The 17,194-nt window shown below is 57.8% G+C and carries 16 protein-coding genes; 6 read left to right on the top strand and 10 right to left on the bottom strand.

The annotated features are described in order from the left end of the window. Positions 1–47 precede the first annotated feature (47 nt). The 5 genes from rodA to ACQE3E_RS02365 form a co-directional block, all read right to left on the bottom strand. On the bottom strand, positions 48–1,178 hold the full coding sequence (gene rodA / locus ACQE3E_RS02385) for a rod shape-determining protein RodA (protein WP_064023929.1): 1,131 nt from the start codon (positions 1,176–1,178) through the stop codon (positions 48–50). Continuing rightward, a complete protein-coding gene (gene mrdA, locus ACQE3E_RS02380; RefSeq protein ID WP_313729197.1) occupies positions 1,175–3,025 on the bottom strand; it encodes a penicillin-binding protein 2 in 1,851 nt (616 codons plus the stop codon). The genes rodA and mrdA overlap by 4 nt, the downstream gene beginning before the upstream one ends. 6 nt (positions 3,026–3,031) lie before the next feature. Continuing rightward, entirely contained in the window at positions 3,032–3,520 is a 489-nt protein-coding gene (gene mreD, locus ACQE3E_RS02375; protein WP_064023927.1) for a rod shape-determining protein MreD, read from the bottom strand. Then, on the bottom strand, positions 3,507–4,532 hold the full coding sequence (gene mreC, locus ACQE3E_RS02370) for a rod shape-determining protein MreC (RefSeq protein WP_331710092.1): 1,026 nt from the start codon (positions 4,530–4,532) through the stop codon (positions 3,507–3,509). Before mreC ends, mreD begins: the two co-directional genes overlap by 14 nt. A gap of 65 nt (positions 4,533–4,597) precedes the next feature. Further along, complete coding sequence (locus tag ACQE3E_RS02365) at positions 4,598–5,641, bottom strand: rod shape-determining protein (protein WP_064023926.1); 1,044 nt, start codon at positions 5,639–5,641, stop codon at positions 4,598–4,600. Positions 5,642–5,752: 111 nt separating this feature from the next. Between ACQE3E_RS02365 and gatC the strand changes: the two genes are divergently transcribed. From gatC to gatB, 4 genes are read left to right on the top strand one after another with little or no spacing between them, the layout of a single operon-like run. Beyond that, a complete protein-coding gene (gene gatC, locus ACQE3E_RS02360) occupies positions 5,753–6,040 on the top strand; it encodes an Asp-tRNA(Asn)/Glu-tRNA(Gln) amidotransferase subunit GatC (protein ID WP_064023925.1) in 288 nt (95 codons plus the stop codon). Positions 6,041–6,049: 9 nt separating this feature from the next. Further along, the gene (gene gatA, locus ACQE3E_RS02355) at positions 6,050–7,501 is read left to right on the top strand and encodes an Asp-tRNA(Asn)/Glu-tRNA(Gln) amidotransferase subunit GatA (protein WP_064023924.1); all 1,452 of its coding nucleotides are present in this window, start codon (positions 6,050–6,052) and stop codon (positions 7,499–7,501) included. Positions 7,502–7,512: 11 nt separating this feature from the next. Then, entirely contained in the window at positions 7,513–8,115 is a 603-nt protein-coding gene (locus tag ACQE3E_RS02350) for a Uma2 family endonuclease (RefSeq protein ID WP_064023923.1), read from the top strand. Positions 8,116–8,132: 17 nt separating this feature from the next. Next, complete coding sequence (gatB, locus tag ACQE3E_RS02345; RefSeq protein WP_426991433.1) at positions 8,133–9,569, top strand: Asp-tRNA(Asn)/Glu-tRNA(Gln) amidotransferase subunit GatB; 1,437 nt, start codon at positions 8,133–8,135, stop codon at positions 9,567–9,569. Positions 9,570–9,686: 117 nt separating this feature from the next. Here gatB and ACQE3E_RS02340 read toward each other — a convergent pair whose 3' ends face one another. Further along, positions 9,687–10,061, bottom strand: coding sequence for a DUF167 domain-containing protein (locus ACQE3E_RS02340; RefSeq protein ID WP_082885269.1), 375 nt, complete (start codon positions 10,059–10,061; stop codon positions 9,687–9,689). 188 nt (positions 10,062–10,249) lie between these two features. Here ACQE3E_RS02340 and ACQE3E_RS02335 point away from each other — a divergent pair, with 188 nt between their 5' ends. Together ACQE3E_RS02335 and ACQE3E_RS02330 are read left to right on the top strand one after the other, a co-directional pair. Then, positions 10,250–10,447 (top strand): hypothetical protein, encoded by a 198-nt coding sequence (locus ACQE3E_RS02335; RefSeq protein WP_168033578.1) that lies wholly within the window; start codon positions 10,250–10,252, stop codon positions 10,445–10,447. Positions 10,448–11,016: 569 nt separating this feature from the next. Further along, complete coding sequence (locus ACQE3E_RS02330; protein WP_427501194.1) at positions 11,017–11,868, top strand: transglycosylase SLT domain-containing protein; 852 nt, start codon at positions 11,017–11,019, stop codon at positions 11,866–11,868. Positions 11,869–11,971: 103 nt separating this feature from the next. Here ACQE3E_RS02330 and ACQE3E_RS02325 read toward each other — a convergent pair whose 3' ends face one another. The 4 genes from ACQE3E_RS02325 to ACQE3E_RS02310 all read right to left on the bottom strand — a co-directional run bounded on the left by ACQE3E_RS02325 (position 11,972) and on the right by ACQE3E_RS02310 (position 17,147). Beyond that, positions 11,972–13,099, bottom strand: coding sequence for a HupE/UreJ family protein (locus ACQE3E_RS02325; protein WP_427501193.1), 1,128 nt, complete (start codon positions 13,097–13,099; stop codon positions 11,972–11,974). Beyond that, the gene (locus ACQE3E_RS02320) at positions 13,096–14,256 is read right to left on the bottom strand and encodes a hypothetical protein (RefSeq protein WP_427501192.1); all 1,161 of its coding nucleotides are present in this window, start codon (positions 14,254–14,256) and stop codon (positions 13,096–13,098) included. Before ACQE3E_RS02320 ends, ACQE3E_RS02325 begins: the two co-directional genes overlap by 4 nt. Before the next feature lie 578 nt (positions 14,257–14,834). After that, a complete protein-coding gene (locus ACQE3E_RS02315) occupies positions 14,835–16,460 on the bottom strand; it encodes a DUF4331 domain-containing protein (RefSeq protein ID WP_427501191.1) in 1,626 nt (541 codons plus the stop codon). 18 nt (positions 16,461–16,478) lie between these two features. Next, positions 16,479–17,147, bottom strand: a complete 669-nt coding sequence (locus ACQE3E_RS02310) for a DVUA0089 family protein (protein ID WP_313729205.1) — start codon at positions 17,145–17,147, stop codon at positions 16,479–16,481. Positions 17,148–17,194 lie beyond the last annotated feature (47 nt).

The raw sequence follows: 17,194 nt of genomic DNA, 5'->3' as shown, positions 1-17,194 counted from the left end.
TATTACGCGGTTTTTCCCGAGCGGACCGCTGGTTTATGGCGATCGCCTCAAACCGGCAACAACTTGCGATGAGTGTGTATCGACATCAGAATGCCGAAACCGGCCATCAGCGTCACCATTGAGGTGCCGCCATAACTGACCAAGGGTAGCGGCACTCCAACCACCGGCAACACGCCGATCACCATGCCGATGTTGACGAACACGTAAACGAAGAAGGTGAAGGACAAACTGCCGGCCAACAACCGGGAATAGGTATCCTGGGCTTGCACGGCAATGTAAAAGCAGCGGCTGATGACCAGTAGATACATCAACAGCAAACCGACGCAGCCAAACAGACCGAATTCTTCGGCGAAAACCGCGAAAATAAAGTCGGTGGAACTTTCCGGCAAAAAATCCAGCTCGGCCTGACTGCTGCCCAGCCAACCCTTGCCGTCCACGCCGCCGGAACCGATCGCGATTTTGGACTGAATAATATGGTAGCCGGCCCCCATCGGGTCGGCCTCGGGATTGATGAAAGTCAAGACCCGGCTGCGCTGGTACTCGCGCATGAAGTGCCACATGACCGGGGTCAGCGCGCCCAACACCGCCACGGCCCCCAACATGACCCACCACGACAGGCCCGCGAAGAATAACACCGCGGCCCCGGAACTGGCGACCAGCAGAGCCGTGCCCAAGTCAGGCTGCTTAGCGATCAATAGCACCGGCACCAACAACAATATCCCGGCCGCCAACAGATGCTTGGGTTTAGGCGGCAAGGCGTGCTCGGACAAATACCAGGCCACCATCATCGGCGCGCTGATCTTGGTAAACTCCGACGGCTGGAAGCGAAAAAAGCCCAAGTCCAGCCAGCGCTGAGCGCCCATGCTAATTTGGCCGATCACCGCCACCGCCAGCAACAACAGCACGCACACCGAAAACAAAGCGACCGAGAAAGTCTGAAATTGCCGGGGGTTGATGTGAGCCAGCACGATCATCAATACAATGGCCAAGCCCATCCGGCTGGCATGACGCACCAACATCGCCATTTCCTGCCCGCCGGCGCTGTACAAAATCACGAAGCTGAGCGCCAGAATCAGCAACAAACCGATGAACAGCGGGATGTCGATATGCAGCTTGCGCAGCAGGTTGCCAAGCAAGGACGGCGCTTGAAATTGTTCGTTGCGCATTTCGTTTCTCATGGCGAACTGTCCTTTTTCTGGTTCAGATAAGCATCGATAATTTCACCGGCGATCGGCGCCGCCACCGAACCGCCGTGACCGCCGTGTTCGGCGATCACCGCGACGGCGATCTGCGGATCGTGCACCGGGGCGAATGCGATGAACAAGGCATGGTCGCGCATTTTGAAGTCGATCGCGTCCTCGTTATATTTCTCTTCCTGTTTGACGGTAAACACCTGGGCGGTACCGGTCTTGCCGGCGATCTGATAATTGATGGCCTTGGCCAGCCGGCCGGCGGTACCGCGCGCGCCATGTACCACGTTAGTCATCGCCCGAATGACGTTCTCGACATTTTGCGGTTTCAGCGGAATGATCCGGTCGGCCTTGCCTTCGATCCGATCGGCATAATCGGCGCTGATGATGCTATGTACCAAATGCGGCGTAATGACCTTGCCGCCGTTGGCCAGCGTCGCGGTGGCGTGAGCCAATTGCAAGGGCGTAACTTGGGTGTAGCCCTGACCGATCCCGGTAATCAGGGTCTCGCCCGGAAACCAGGCCTGATTGCGGTAGTGGCGTTTCCAAGCCTTGGACGGCATCAAGCCGTCGATTTCGCCCACCAGATCGATACCGGTCTTGCGACCGAAACCGAATTTGTCCATGAACTCATGCATCTTATCGATACCCAGCGCCAGCGCCAGATCGTAAAAATACACGTCGCAGGATTGGGTGATCGCTTCGTTCATGTCGACCATCCCGTGTCCCCACTTCTTCCAGTCGCGGTATTTATGGTCGACGTTGGGCAACTTGTAGTAGCCGGGACAAAACAGCCGGTGGCCGAAATCGATGACGCCGTACTCCAGCCCGGCCAAGCCCAAAAACGGCTTGACCGTCGAACCGGGCGGATATAGTCCGCGTAGCGCCCGGTTGTACAAGGGCTGGTCCGGCGATTCCTGCAAAGCCTTGTAGTCCTTGCCGGAGATGCCGGAAACGAAGGGATTAGGATCGAAACCCGGCCGGCTAACAAAAGCCAACACCGCGCCGGTTTTGACTTCTATCGCCACCGCCGCGCCGTTGAACTCGACCAATGCGTCGTAGGCAATCTTTTGTATGTCGATATCCAGTGTCAGATAGATATTCGATCCTGCGACCGGCTCGACCGTCGCCACGGTATTGACCGCCCTGGCTTGAGCGTTGGTTTCGATTTCCTCGTAACCGGCGGTACCGAGCAGATGTTCCTCGTAGGTCTTCTCGATGCCGGTCTTGCCGATATGGTCCGTCCCGCGGTACATGACGGAAGGCAGGGTCTTCAACTCCTGCTCATTGATCCGCCCGACGTAACCGACCACGTGGGACGTCAAGTCGCCGTAAGGATAGTGGCGCACCAAGCGAGCGTAGACGTCGACGCCGGGAAAATACGGTCGGACGACCGCGAATTTGGCGACGTCTTCGTCGGTCAGATTTTGCAGCAAGGCCGTACTGGTAAACGATTTGTTGCGCTTACGCAGTTTTTGAAACGCCTCGATTTTTTCGTCGGGAATGTTCAGCAGTTGCTGCAGCCTCTTCAAAGTGTCGTCGAGGTTAGCAATTTGTTCGGGTATCAGCTCCAGGCTGTAAGTCGGCACGTTTTCGGCCAACATCCGACCCTTGCGATCATAAATGACGCCGCGCGTCGGCGGCAACGGCGCGATCTTGATGCGATTGTCCTTGGACAGCATCGCGTAATGTTCGTGACCGACCACTTGTAGGTAAACCAGCCGCACCACCAGCCCGATCATCAACGCGATAATCAGGATAAAGGCCGTGACGATACGACTTAGAAACAGACGGCTTTCCGCCAGCGGGTCCTTGATCGCGAATTTTCTGTCCATCGCCGGTCAGTCGAGGCGCGCCATGACCCGGATAAAGCGCAGCAGATAAAACACCAACGGCCAGACCAGCGCCCCGCTCAGTGCCGGATACCAAAACGACAACGGCAAGCGATTACCCGCCTTAATACTTTCGATCGCGAAAATCACGCTTTGCGAACCGAGCAGGCAAAACAGTACGAACAGGCATTGCTGAACCATCGGAAACTGTCGCAGCCGCCGGTGTTCGTTGATGCTGAAGTAGCAAATCAACGGATAAATCAACGCGTACTGCCCCAACAAGCGCCCGGTCAGTACGTCGGTCAACAGCCCTATCCACCAGGCGCTGAATACGCCGAAGCGTTCCGGCAGCGCGATCGACCAATAGATCAAAACCAACACCACCCAATCCGGATTGAACACTTCCATCCCCGGAAACAGCCCCATCACCCGCAGCACCATCGCACCGGCTACCGTGACGACAAAATAAATCAAAGCCAGCGCGTTATGGCCCGACATGTTTGGCATCCTTGGGTTTCGCGGCGACCGGCGCCGCTTGCTCGGCGACGTCCGGCTTGACCGGCTCGCCCAGAACGACCGGCGTCGAATCGCTCCAAACGATCAAAAACTCCCGACTCTTATCCAACTCCGCTTTCGGCGTGGCATAGATATTGGCGAACGATTTGTCCGGTCTAGCCTCGAATTTATCGACTACCGCGACCGGATAACCGGCCGGAAACACGCCGCCCAAACCGGACGTGACCAACAGGTCGCCGGGTACGATGTCGGCGTTATTCGCTAAAAACGGCAGATGCAGCCGGTTGGGTTGCCCGGTGCCGAAGGCTATCGTCCTCAGGCCGTTGCGATTGACTTGCACCGGGATCGCGTGATCGGGATCGGTGATCAACATCACTTCCGAGCTGGACGGCATCGTGCGGACCACTTGGCCGACAATACCGCTGGCATCCAGCACCGGCTGTTCGGGATGCACGCCGAAGCGAGAGCCCTTGTTGACGACGACGGTATGCTCGTAGGGCGCCAGTTTGACCGACACCAATTCGGCCACCAGCACTTGCTCGCCAAGTTGAAACGAATTCTCAAGCAACATGCGTAGCCGGGTGTTTTCCTTCTCCAGGGCCGCGAGTTTCAACAACTTGGCGTCGTTGACGAACTGCTGCTCCTTCAGCCGGCGATTCTCTTTTTGTAGTTCGACATAGGAAATCACCGAATCGGACAAATCATGGTAAGCGTCGATGGGCAGGCTGGCCAGCATTTGCAAGGGGTAGGTCGCCATCGCCAACAGCGAGCGCAGCATGTTCAAGCGTTGGCTGCGGTAATCGACCACCAACAGCGCAACCGAAAGCAATACCGCGACCAACAGACGGGTATTCAGCGAAGGGCCTTTGGCGAATAGCAGTTTTATGGCAAAACCTCTAGCGATTTTGAAGCGGCAATCCCGACGGAAAATAAAGGATTGCCGACAGGCCCAGTCCAACGATCCGCAACCGCCGAATGGTACCCGCTGAAACAAAAAAGACGGCGGGAACCGACATCACCGGTTAACGCCGTCCCTCGAACGACCGAACGCCGAGCGGACTATTCCAGCGAAAATGCCGAGGCGCCTCGGGCGTCCAGCATCTCCAACACCATGCCGCCGCCGCGAGCGACGCAGGTAAGCGGATCGTCGGCAATGTATACCGGCAAGCCGGTTTCCTCGGAAATCAAGCGATCGATGTCTTTCAACAGCGCACCGCCGCCGGTCAGGACGATACCTCGACTGGCAACGTCGGCGCCCAATTCCGGCGGGGTTTGTTCCAGCGCGACCTTGACGGCGCTGACGATACCGGACAAAGGCTCCTGCAAGGCTTCCAGAATTTCGTTGCTGTTCAATGAAAAACTGCGCGGCACGCCTTCGGCCAGATTGCGGCCGGTGACTTGCATTTCGCGAACTTCGCTACCGGGATAAGCCGCGCCGATTTCATGCTTGATTTTCTCGGCGGTGGCTTCGCCGATCAGCGTGCCGTAGTTGCGGCGCACGTAGCTGATGATCGCGTCGTCGAAACGGTCGCCGCCGATCCGCACCGACGCCGAATAGACGATACCGTTCAATGAAATGACCGCGACTTCCGAAGTGCCGCCGCCAATATCGAGCACCATCGACCCGTGCGCCGCATCGACCGGCAAACCGGCCCCGACCGCGGCGGACATCGGTTCCTCGATCAAATACACTTCGCGAGCGCCAGCCATCGCCGCCGACTCGCGAATCGCCCGCCGCTCGACCTGAGTCGAACCGCAGGGCACGCAAATCAGAATGCGCGGACTGGGCCGCAGCAGTTTGTTTTCATGCACCTTTTTAATGAAAAACCGCAACATGCGTTCGGTTACGGCAAAATCGGCGATCACACCGTCTTTCAAGGGCCGGATCGCGGTGATGTTACCGGGCGTGCGGCCCAACATATTTTTAGCGTCGGCGCCGATCGCGGCGATGGTTTTCTGGCCGCGGATCTTGTCCTCCTTAATCGCGACGACGGACGGCTCATTCAATACGATTCCCTGGCCCGGAACATAAATCAGCGTATTTGCCGTTCCCAAGTCGATAGACAGATCATTGGAAAAAAGGCCACGAATTCTTTTGAACATTAAACGGTATCCTAAATGCACACAGAAAATCCCGCTACTTTAACAATCAAGCGGGCGATAGGGCAAGATATAAAGTATCATAGATTTACCGATAAAACTTGGAGTTAGAAGATGTCGTTAACGGCTAATGACGTTAAAAAAATCGCCTATCTGGCACGCTTGGGAATCGAGGAATCGCAGGTCGAACATTACGCCAAAGACCTATCCAACATGCTGGATTTAATGACCCGGATGGGGCAAACCGACACCGCCGGCATCGCTCCGATGGCGCATCCGCTCGACCAAACCCAACGCCTGCGCGCCGATACCGCCGTCGAGACCAACCAACGAGCGCATTTTCAAGCCATCGCCCCGCAAACCGAAGCCGGACTTTATCTGGTCCCGAAAGTCATCGAATAATTCCGAACCATGCACACGCTATCGCTAACCGAATTAGCCGCCGGACTGCGCGGCAAGCAATTTTCCAGCACCGAATTGACCCAGGTCTTTTTGGCTCGCATCGGACGACATCAAGCCCTGAACGCCTTCGTCACGGTCAGCGAAGAACTGGCCTTGCAGCAGGCGGAAGCCGCCGACCGGCGCTTGGCCGCCGGCACGCCGGCGCCGCTGACCGGCATCCCGATCGCCCAAAAAGACATCTTTTGCACGCAAGGCGTTAAAACCAGTTGCGGCTCGAAAATGCTGGACAACTTCATCGCCCCTTACGACGCCACGGCGGTCGAACGCTTCAATCAGGCTGGCGCGGTGATGCTGGGTAAGTTGAACATGGACGAATTCGCGATGGGTTCGTCCAACGAAACCAGTTTCTACGGCCCGGCTCGCAATCCATGGGATACCGAACGGGTGCCGGGCGGCTCGTCCGGCGGTTCGGCGGTCGCCGTTGCGGCGAGGCTGACGCCGGCGGCGACCGGTACCGACACCGGCGGCTCGATTAGGCAACCTGCAGCCTTATGCGGCATCACCGGCTTGAAACCGACCTACGGTCGGGTTTCGCGCTACGGCATGATTGCCTACGCCTCGAGCCTTGACCAGGGCGGACCGATGGCGCGTAGCGCCGAAGATGCGGCCTTGTTGATGCAGGTCATGGCCGGTTTCGACGGCAAGGACTCCACCAGCGTCGACCAGCCGGTACCGGATTACAGCGCCGGTCTGAACGACAGCCTGCAAGGTTTGAAAATCGGCCTGCCGAAACAATTTTTCAGCCCCGAACTGGACAGCCAAATCGCGGCGACGATTCAGTCCGCGATCGCCGAATACCAGAAACTCGGCGCGACGGTACAAGAAGTGGACATGCCGAATCTGGAACTGGCGATACCGGCTTATTACGTGATCGCCTCGGCCGAATGCTCGTCCAACCTGTCGCGTTACGACGGCGTGCGCTTCGGCTACCGCTGCCAAAACCCAGCCGATTTGACCGACCTCTACATCCGCTCGCGCGGCGAAGCCTTCGGCGCGGAAGTCAAACGCCGGATTCTGATGGGCACTTATGCACTGTCGGCAGGCTATTACGACGCCTATTATCTGAAAGCCCAACAGGTGCGCCGATTGATCAGCGACGATTTCAAACGCGCTCTTAGCGAAGTCGACGTATTGATGGGACCGGTCACGCCGAGCACGGCATTCAAAATCGGTTCAAAAACCGACGACCCGATTCAGATGTATCTGGAAGACATTTACACGATAGCGATCAACCTGGCCGGCCTGCCGGCGATGTCGATTCCGGCCGGGTTCATAGCCGGCCTGCCCGTTGGCTTGCATATCATCGGTAACTATTTCGGCGAAGCCAAGTTGTTGAACGTCGGCCACCGCTACCAGCAGGTCACCGACTGGCACAATCAAGTGCCGAAGGGTTTCGAATAACAGGGGGCAATATGGCGCCGATCACGCAATTATCACAATTGGATCCTAACGGCACCTATAGTTACGCCGATTACCTGACTTGGCAGCTCGAGGAGTCGGTCGAACTGATCAAGGGCAAGATCATGGCCATGTCGCCGGCGCCGAGCAGAAAGCACCAAAGCGTATCGCTAAATTTTGCCGTCAGCCTTGGCAACTACTTTAAGCACAAGGATTGCAAACTCTACCCTGCGCCGTTCGACGTCAAGCTCTACGACCGCCGTAAATCCTTGCTTCAAGACCGCGAAGTTTTCAGCGTCATCCAGCCCGACCTGTGCGTGATCTGCGACAAAGACAAACTGACCGAGCAAGGCTGCGATGGGGCGCCGGATTGGATCATCGAGATTTTATCGCCCGGCAACAGCCAAAAGGAATTGCGTCTGAAATACCAGCTGTATCAGGAAAACGGCGTGACGGAATATTGGACGGTTTATCCTTACGAGCAAGCAGTCCATCAATTCGTGCTCGATCAGAACGAAAAATACCAACTGCACGCCATGCACGCCGGCGACGAGATTGCCATCCCCTATTTATTCCCCGACCTGCAAATCGACCTGAACGACGTTTTTGCCGAATAGTTTTAAAGGAAAGCAACATGAGCTCACAATGGGAAGCCGTCATCGGCTTGGAAATCCACACCCAACTCTCTACGAAATCGAAAATCTTTTCCGGCGCGGCGACTGCCTACGGCGCCGAACCCAACACCCAGGCTTGCGCGGTGGATTTGGGACTACCCGGCGTATTGCCGGTATTGAACGAAGACGCGGTACGCAAGGCGGTAACCTTCGGCCTGGCTATTGATGCCGAAATCGCACCGCACTCGATCTTCGCTCGCAAAAACTATTTCTACCCCGACCTGCCGAAAGGCTATCAAATCAGCCAATTCGAACGACCGATTGTCGGCAACGGCCATCTGGATATCGAAGTCGACGGCGAAACCAAACGCATCGGCATCACCCGGGCCCACTTGGAAGAAGACGCCGGCAAATCGCTGCACGAAGATTTTCACGGCCTGACCGGCATCGACCTGAACCGCGCCGGCACGCCGCTACTGGAAATCGTCTCCGAGCCGGACATGCGTTCCGCCAAGGAAGCGGTGGCCTATATGCGCAAACTACACGAGCTAGTACGTTATCTGGAAATCTGCGACGGTAATATGCAGGAAGGCTCGTTTCGCTGCGACGCCAACGTTTCGGTTCGCCCCAAAGGCCAAGCCGAATTCGGGACCCGTGCCGAAATCAAGAACATCAATTCGTTCAAGTTTGTCGAAAAAGCCATCAATCACGAAATCGAGCGACAAATCGACATCATCGAAGCCGGCGGCAAAGTGGTCCAAGAAACCCGCTTGTACGACGCCAACAAAGACGAAACCCGCTCGATGCGTAGCAAGGAAGAAGCCAACGATTACCGTTACTTCCCAGACCCGGACTTGTTGCCGGTGATCGTCGAGGAAGCCCTGAAGGCTGAAATTCGCGCCACGTTGCCGGAATTGCCAGGCGCCAAAAAGTACCGTTTCATCGAGCAATACGCGTTGGATGCGGAAAGCGCCGCCACGCTGACCTCATCGCGCGAATTGGCCGACTTCTTCGAACAAGTCGCGGCCGAATCCGGGGAAGCCAAGTTGGCTGCGAATTGGTTAACCGGCGACGTGCTCGGCGCATTGAACAAAGCCGGCTTGGAAATCGACGCCTGCCCGGTCAGCGCCGAACGTTTGGCGGGCTTGCTGAAACGCATTGCCGACAACACCATCTCCGGCAAGACCGCCAAGCAGGTGTTCGACAAACTCTGGAACGGCAGCGCAACGGCGGATCAAATCATCGAACAGGAAGGCTTGAAGCAAATCACCGATACCGGCGCCATCGAAGCCATCGTCGACAAGGTCATCGCCGCCAACCCGGTACCGGTCGAACAATACCGGGCCGGCAAAGACAAGGCGCTGATGGCGCTGGTCGGCCAAATCATGAAAGAAACCCAAGGCAAGGCCAACCCCGCAGAAGTGAATAAAATGTTGGTTGCCAAATTAAAGGATTAAAACCGTCGATAGCGGGCATTTACCGAAGCGGTTTTGTCCGGCTCAGCGCTTCCGACCTTTCGGCGGCAATGACCCGAAATGACGCCGGCTCTCCAAGCCCGGCTCGCAGCGGAATGACTAGCGGCTTGCCGAAGCCGCCAACTCCGCTTCGACGACCGGCGGCAAACGCTTCGGCATCCGGATTCGCAGTTGCTTGTTGATGTGATACTGACCGAACACGACTTGGATATCCTTGATCGTCACGCCAAACTCCCTGGCCAAAAACCGAACCATGTGATCGGTAGCCTTGCCGTCCTCCGGTGTCGCGGTAACGCTGATTTTCAGTTGAGCCCCCTTGGGTTTGCCGATGACATCGCGCTTGGCGCTCGGCGTGCCAAGTACGTTCAACACCAAGACATCCCCGTCCCAAGCGCAAAACGACACCGGTCCCGGCCGCCCCTGATCTCCAACCCCGCCTTGGCCTCGCGGATTCTTAATTTTCGGATTTGCCATGTCACCCTTCGTTGTCGCCACGATATAGCGTAAATGTACGTCATGTCGTCGCGAATTCTAACAAAACACTCCGACAACAAAATGACGCAACCCGCAAAATAAAAACAACTCTTTGTTTTATAAAAACTATTTATTTATGGCACGTGAACCGCTTATATAAAAACAAAACATCTATCGGGAGAACCGCCATGAACACCATCAACCACCCCAACAGCATTGCACTGACTACCTTTATGGACAACTTGAGCGGCGAGTTTATCGCTCAAACCGGTTACGGAGCTTACGTGTACCTCAATCCGGTCGACATCGAACGCTTATTCCAGGATTACCGCCAACAAAATATGCCGATTCGCAACCTGGTGCGGCGACTGTTGAAAAACTTATAGAAATCACATCCCTTGCCGCAAGGCTCCATGCCGAGCGGCAAGGGAACGTGGGTTGGCGGCGGCGACACTCCTAAGGCCCACGCTCCGATCACGGACGCATCCTGGAAAACCTGAAAAACTGTTGGCCGATCGACAATATCGACGACTGCCGAACTAACCCTAACGTTCAGTCGAACACTTGCCTAAGCCTTGTGCAGCCTGCCGCGACTAGCCTAATCGAGGCTAGTTTACACCGGTCCGGGTCATCGCCGCGCAATTCCGTCGAGAATCGCCGTGTGGTATAGTTTCGACCGTAAAACTGCCCATCTGGGCAATGTCAAGCGAGATAGCCGCTCGATATAGTACGAAAAACTTGAACTGGTTCTCACGCTGAGATTAATACTAGACGGATCAATAGCCATTTCAAGCGCGACCTTACGATTTTGTAAGATCGGCCATTGCAGGCGATGCAGCCGTCCGGGCGATTACGCACTTGCCATGTATACGGTAGCTGGAAGCTTGGAGAACGGGTACCGTTCTTTTCCGGCCGGGTTTGTGAAAGCCCAGTCTCAGCAATACAGAACGAGAACATGATGAACCTGAAATATTTTCCGCTGATCGGCCTGCTGCTTGCCACCGCTACGCCATCCGCCGCCGACGTTACCTCCCCGCTAAACTTGGCGCAGTTGCGCCAAACCGCCGCCGATTTCGAGCACGGCCGCGGCATCAAACAAGATTACGGATTAGCTTTCGAAATGTATTGCAAGGCCGCGTTGGCCGGCGACAGCGAATCGGCTTACGGTCTGGGCTTTATGTATTTCAACGGTCGCGGCGTCAAACGGGATCTGCCGCTGGCCAGTCACTGGTTCAAACAAGCCGCCGACCGCGGCGACCATCACGCTCAAACCATGTTGAGCCGCTTCGGCGACGCTCCGGCCACCGAAGACCCAGCCTGCCACCCGGAACCGGTCGTGACGGTGACGGTAACCGACAACAACCCCAACCGGCAAATCGTCGAGGCCTGGGTCAATCAAATCGCGCCAGTCTACGGCATCGACCCGCAATTGGTGATGGCGGTCATCAAAGCCGAATCGGCGTTCAATCCGACCGCGCTGTCCGGCAAAAACGCCCAGGGTCTGATGCAATTGATACCCGAAACTGCGGAGCGCTTCGGCATCAAGGATGCATGGAATCCGGTGCAAAACATCAAGGGCGGCACGGCTTATCTGCATTGGCTGTTGCGCCATTTCGAAGGCAAGGTCGATCTGGTTCTGGCGGCGTACAATGCCGGCGAGAAAGCCGTCGAGCGCTATAAGGGCATTCCGCCTTATGCCGAAACTCAGAACTATGTGAAGCAAATCCTGGCGTGGTATCCCAATGCCACCCACCCCATCCCACCGCAGTCGCCGCAAAAAAATCTGGTCATCGAAGTTAAAACCTAATCGAACCTGCGCGGCTGCTTTACGCCAAGATTACGAATCGATTTCCGACCTCAACCGGTTCCCAACGACATACCCAGTTCCGCCGACGACAATCGCGCCTTGGTCAACTCGGCAATATCGCCACATCCAAACCGCGCTCGACCAACCAAATCAGCGCTAGCCCTGCAATACCGGTCGAGCCGTATTTCAAGACCCAGACCGGATAATAGCCTTGCCGGCTACCCCAATAGATCAACGGCAACGAGACCGCGATAATCGCCAATTGCCCCAACTCGACGCCGAGATTAAACCCCAGCAAGGCCAACGCTTGCCCGGATTTCGGCAACGCCAGATCCAGCAGCACGCCAGCAATGCCCATGCCGTGAACCAAACCGAAACCGAAGGCCAACCACACCCGGCGTTCGGTAAACCAGGCATAGATGTTGTTCAGCGCGGCGACCGCCACCGAAGCGGCAATCGCCGCTTCGACCCAACGACTAGGCAGCACCAAATATTGCCAAACCGTCAACGCCAGCGTCAGCGAGTGGGCCAGCGTAAACGCCGTCACCACCGCCAACACATCGGTACCAATTTCGGCGAGATTCGCCTTGCGCCGCCAGGTCAAACCGTCGCGCGCCAACGCCGCCGGCAACAGCAAACTCAACAAAAACAGCAGATGATCGTAGCCGGCCCAGATGTGCGTCATCCCCTCTTGGACAAACGCCGCCAGCTCAGGCCAGACGCCACCTTTGCCGGCAAGCTCGAAGGTCTGCGTCGGTTGCTCGGGACTAAACACCGCACTACGCGCGCCGCTAGGCCCAACCAAACTAAACAATCCGCGATGGCGCGCGTCGAATTCGAAAAACCAGCGGTAATCGACCACCCATTGCCGCACGGTCGCCGGACAATCCACCCGAAAATCCAGTACCGCGTAACCGCCGTCGCTGTGCTCGTCGACCCGCAAACCCTCGCCATCCAAGCGACAGGCCCGGCCGTCGCCGCTGATGTCCAAACGGCTTAGCGCATGTGCCGCGACGACATCGCCGCGCTCGCGCAACTCCCGCCAGGTAATGCGGCCGTCATCGTCCTGATCCAGACCGACCGCTTCCTGCAAATCGCGTAGCGCCATGTCCCAGCGGCCGACCCAGCGCTGCCCATCCCAGGTCAAGCTCAGATACGCATCGCTGGCCTTGTGCGCCGAGGCGGCGCAACTGGCACCGATCAATATTAGAAACACGAGCCATCGTCTCATGCCAGCCTCCCGGCGACGCGTGCCGCCAAGTCCCGCAAACGCACATCTTCCAAGCCGGTTCGCGCCAAAAACGCCAATACGTCGCGAGCGGCGTCGAACTTGCCGGCCGCGATCGCCGCTTCCAGCAAGATACGAGCATCGCGCGGTTCGCGCTGCACTTGCCAATTGGCGGCGGCCAGCGCCAAAGCCTGTTCGGGTTCGCTATTCAATTGCAATTCAAACCGGGCTTCATCGCCCTGGTGACTGGTATCGCCCCTGCGACGACTGTCGGCAAAACGCGCCGCCAGCGTCCGCCGGTGCCCTTCGGCTTCGGAATGCCCCAACTGCCGCTCCGCCAAGGCCAACCTCAACAACAAGCCGTCGGCGCGCTGCTCGCCGGTCAACAACTCAAGCACTTCGGCATAGCGCTGTCTATCCAGCAAAAAATCGGCAAAACCGGCCAATGGGTACGCACTCAGCCGGCCAATAGCCAAGGCCCGCCGGTAGTGGCGTTCGGCCGCACCGGTATCGCCCAGCCGCTCCGCCATTTCAGCGAGCACGGTCCAGGCCCATTGCCTTTCGTCGGCCGACTCCGGGCCGGCAACCGACAACAACGCCGCCAACCGCCGGTAAGCCGGTTCGAGCTGGCCGCTGTCGGCCAACACGGACTCGACGCACACCCGCCCGGACCAACCGGCCGCCAGGCGGCTGACGGTCAAACAGCTTTGCAGCGCCTCGGGATAACGTCCCTGCACCTGATGAATTGCCGCCTGCGTCAGCCAGGCCCCAATCAGCCTGGGTCTTAAAGCCAGCGCTCGCCGCAAATCGGCCAGAGCCGCCGAAAAATCGTGGCGATTCTGGGCCAGCACGGCGCGCAAGGTCAGGATCTCGGGAGACGGGTTAGCGCGAGCCAACGGTGCCAACACCGCCTCGGCACGGCCGAAATAACGCGGATCGGCCTCCGCCCGTCCCAACGCGATGTAACGCTCCACTAACTGCAAAGCCAGCGCCCGGTCGTCCGGCGTCGCCCGCAGTTGTTCGCGCAACGCGCGAAGTTGCGCATCGCCGCCGCGCTCAGGCAGTACTTCCAAAACCTGATCGTCGTCCGCCGGGACGAAGGCTTGGCCTAGCGCTGCCGGTCCGAACACCAGCAGCGCCGTCAATAGTACATATCTCATCGATAGCTCCTGTTAGGTTTCAAATTCGGTAGCTATTCAGCGCGAAGTAAAAACGGCCTCTCCCGACGGAGCGGGGGATGAATACCTCAATGCCAGCTATGCCGTTCGCTGAGCGGAGTCAAAGCGAAATCGCTGGCTTCGGCTCCGCTCAGCCGACGCCTTATTTCGACTCCGCTCAGCCACCGCCTTATTTCGGCTTCACTCAGGCAACGCCTTAATTCGACTCCGCTCAGCCGACGCCTTATTTCGGCTCTGCTCGGCCAACGCCTTATTTCGACTCCGCTCAGCCACCGCGTTATTTCGGCTTCACTCAGCCAACACCTTAATTCGGCTCTGCTCGGCCAGCAGCTTACATTGACTGCAAACGTTTAACTTAACGCCATTGGTAACCACCTTCCCCCAAAACGCCCTCTGAATAGTTACCGAATTCACTGAACAAATTTCAGGATCGGAACGCTGTCAATCGCGGCTAAAGCTCCACCCACGCAAGCGATTTTCAGATTCCGCTTCCAAAAACGATTCATGATCATTGGTTAGCATCATGGGGCGCCAAGCTTCGGCGCCCCACCGACCAACGGCTATTGCTCCGGGCAATTGGCCGCCGCCGAGCTCAAACTGTCGGCGCAACCGGCTTCGCCGGGATCGACGTGCCGGCTTTGCCGGCCGCTATTGGCGAAGGCCACGTAGGGAAAACTCTCCTGATAATTTCGGTCGTTGGCGTTAACCCCATCACCGACCCGATTGTTGGGGAAAGCGCCGAAACCGGCGCGCAGCACGCCGACCGCGGCTTGCGCGGTGATGTCTAGGACATCGTCGGATACCCGGCGACCGTTCGGAAAGCCCGCGCTATCGCCCGCCAAAAAACCCATTCGTTTACGCGCGGCGGTTGTCGTCGGTCCGATTCCGGTGTTCAAGCGCAGCAAATCGGCGATCGGCCCGCGCTGTTCGCTGGTGCAGGCCGGACAAATCGGCGCCGCGTAAAACACCAAAGGGCCCAAATCGAACGCCGGTTGGTCCGGATTGACGCGCGGCGGCGCCGGCACCGGCAGCACGCCGGCCGTCGCGGCATTAAGGACCCGCGCGATCAACGGATCAACGACGTAGGCGGCGTAATCGCCGTCTTGCTTGGGTTCGCTCATGCTGAACTTGTCCTTGTCGCCGGTACCGATCAGCAATTCGTTGACCAAAGGATTGCCCATCCGCTGAATTTGCGTATAAGCGTTGGCCAATTTGGGCCGGCCGCCGGGTTTTTCGGCATAGGATTTGGTACGCGGCCGCGATGTGGTGGCATAAGTACCGACGACCGCGAAAGCCTCGTTGGCGCCGTGCAATTTGCCGTCCTGGGTCAACATTGCGATCGGCAGTTCGATGGCGATAGCATTGACGTTGAAACCGGCCACGTCGTCGGGCGCGAAGTTACGCGCGTCGTCGGCGCTTTGCGCGTCGCTCAACACGCCGGCCACGCCGACTCCGGAAGCGCCGCTCCGAAAATTCAAGGTATCGAAGGCCGCACCCAAATCGATGTAAAACGGATCGTCGACGGTGCCGGCAAACACTTTAATACCGCCAGCCAAGTCGTAAATACCTTGTTTGGCCAGCGCCGGATAATCCGGCATCGTGCGCGGCCCGACGTTGGACGGCACCGCATAGAGTTTTTGCCCGCCGTTCAACTCGAGCACCTGACGGTTTTTACCCTTACCCTTGATCAGCGTCACCGTGTAGCTCTGCCGCAAGCCCAAGCCTTCCGAGCCCGGCCCATCCAACGCGGAAATCGCCGCCGGTACCAGCGGCGTGCCGGCCGGCAGCGGCACCGGCGAATTGAACGGTGTGTTCAGACCGTCGCCGATGCCGACGAAGCCGGTAAACACGCCCGGCAAGCGGGATTCGGTTTTAAAACGGAATTGCAAGGTTAGGTCTTCGTCGGCGTCGAAATCGTTGTCCACTTTCATTTCGTAGAGGATTTCCGGATCGAACGGAAAATAATTCGGGCCGTTGCTCGGGTCCAGCAAGGGATCGACATTCAAAATCATCGTGACTTTGCTGGGATCGTCGTAACTGACGAACGCAAACCAATCGGTGATGTCGGCCTTGGCATCCAGCGCGGTCAACGGCGCTTCGCGGTGGTTGGCGGCTTGCGTGGACGATGCGCCGCAGGCGAGCAACGTGGCGATCAGACTTAGGCTATAGCGATTTATCGATTTCATGGTCATGCTCCCAAACGTTTAAACAATGGCCGAGGTCATGCCGCCCCGGTTACGCGGTTGCGCCCAGCGGCCCAAGCCAAAAAACATCGCCGACGCCAGCAAAAGCATCGCGGTCGGCGGCTCCGGAACCGTCGCGGCTTGCGCGGCATCGACGCCGACGATATGAAAGTCCCAGGCCGACGTGCGATTGGCATCGACCAAATCGCCGTTGCCATCGACTAGCGAACCCTCGCAGAACTGAGCGTTACCGCATCCGAACACCTGGGTGAACCAGGGATCGGCATCGCGTAAAAATCCGTCGGCCAGCGCGCTGGAAACCGCCAAGTTGTCGTATTGCGTCAACGTGGCGATGTAATCGCCGGCCACCAAATTGGTCGTCAGATAGCTGTCGAATTCGCCGTAGCTCAGCGGCACGCCGTTCGAGAATGCGATTCCGCCGCCGTTGCCGTCGTCCTGTTCGGCCAGCAGTTGACCGCTGGCGTCCCAAAGCGTCAAAATCGGATCGAAACCGCCCGTCAGCCACGACGCCGTAAACAACGTGACGTTGCCGGGATTGGCGATACTGAAATCGAAGCGGACCACCGAGTTGTCCCGGCTGAAATTGCCGGCAAAATCGAAATCGGCGGCCCCGGCCGGCCCGCCGATCAGGCAGCCGCTCAGGATCGCCGCGTAGAGTTGTGTTTTCATAGGAATGTCCTCGTCATGGGTCAAAATGCAAGCCTCTTCGGCGACCA

The sequence above is a fragment of the Methylomonas sp. MED-D genome (assembly GCF_050276835.1).
Lineage (GTDB): Bacteria > Pseudomonadota > Gammaproteobacteria > Methylococcales > Methylomonadaceae > Methylomonas > Methylomonas koyamae_A.
The sequence above is the reverse complement of the archived record's forward strand: the minus strand, read 5'-3'. Positions and strand labels throughout refer to the sequence as shown.

Coding starts and splice junctions, on each gene's coding strand:
- ACQE3E_RS02350 (WP_064023923.1), top strand. CDS start 7,513: ATGGCGCCGATCACGCAATTATCACAATTGGATCCTAACGGCACCTAT.
- ACQE3E_RS02340 (WP_082885269.1), bottom strand. CDS start 10,061: ATGGCAAATCCGAAAATTAAGAATCCGCGAGGCCAAGGCGGGGTTGGA.
- ACQE3E_RS02325 (WP_427501193.1), bottom strand. CDS start 13,099: ATGAGACGATGGCTCGTGTTTCTAATATTGATCGGTGCCAGTTGCGCC.
- ACQE3E_RS02310 (WP_313729205.1), bottom strand. CDS start 17,147: ATGAAAACACAACTCTACGCGGCGATCCTGAGCGGCTGCCTGATCGGC.
- ACQE3E_RS02315 (WP_427501191.1), bottom strand. CDS start 16,460: ATGAAATCGATAAATCGCTATAGCCTAAGTCTGATCGCCACGTTGCTC.
- ACQE3E_RS02320 (WP_427501192.1), bottom strand. CDS start 14,256: ATGAGATATGTACTATTGACGGCGCTGCTGGTGTTCGGACCGGCAGCG.
- gatB (WP_426991433.1), top strand. CDS start 8,133: ATGAGCTCACAATGGGAAGCCGTCATCGGCTTGGAAATCCACACCCAA.
- gatC (WP_064023925.1), top strand. CDS start 5,753: ATGTCGTTAACGGCTAATGACGTTAAAAAAATCGCCTATCTGGCACGC.
- ACQE3E_RS02330 (WP_427501194.1), top strand. CDS start 11,017: ATGATGAACCTGAAATATTTTCCGCTGATCGGCCTGCTGCTTGCCACC.
- mreD (WP_064023927.1), bottom strand. CDS start 3,520: ATGTCGGGCCATAACGCGCTGGCTTTGATTTATTTTGTCGTCACGGTA.
- ACQE3E_RS02335 (WP_168033578.1), top strand. CDS start 10,250: ATGAACACCATCAACCACCCCAACAGCATTGCACTGACTACCTTTATG.
- rodA (WP_064023929.1), bottom strand. CDS start 1,178: ATGAGAAACGAAATGCGCAACGAACAATTTCAAGCGCCGTCCTTGCTT.
- gatA (WP_064023924.1), top strand. CDS start 6,050: ATGCACACGCTATCGCTAACCGAATTAGCCGCCGGACTGCGCGGCAAG.
- mrdA (WP_313729197.1), bottom strand. CDS start 3,025: ATGGACAGAAAATTCGCGATCAAGGACCCGCTGGCGGAAAGCCGTCTG.
- ACQE3E_RS02365 (WP_064023926.1), bottom strand. CDS start 5,641: ATGTTCAAAAGAATTCGTGGCCTTTTTTCCAATGATCTGTCTATCGAC.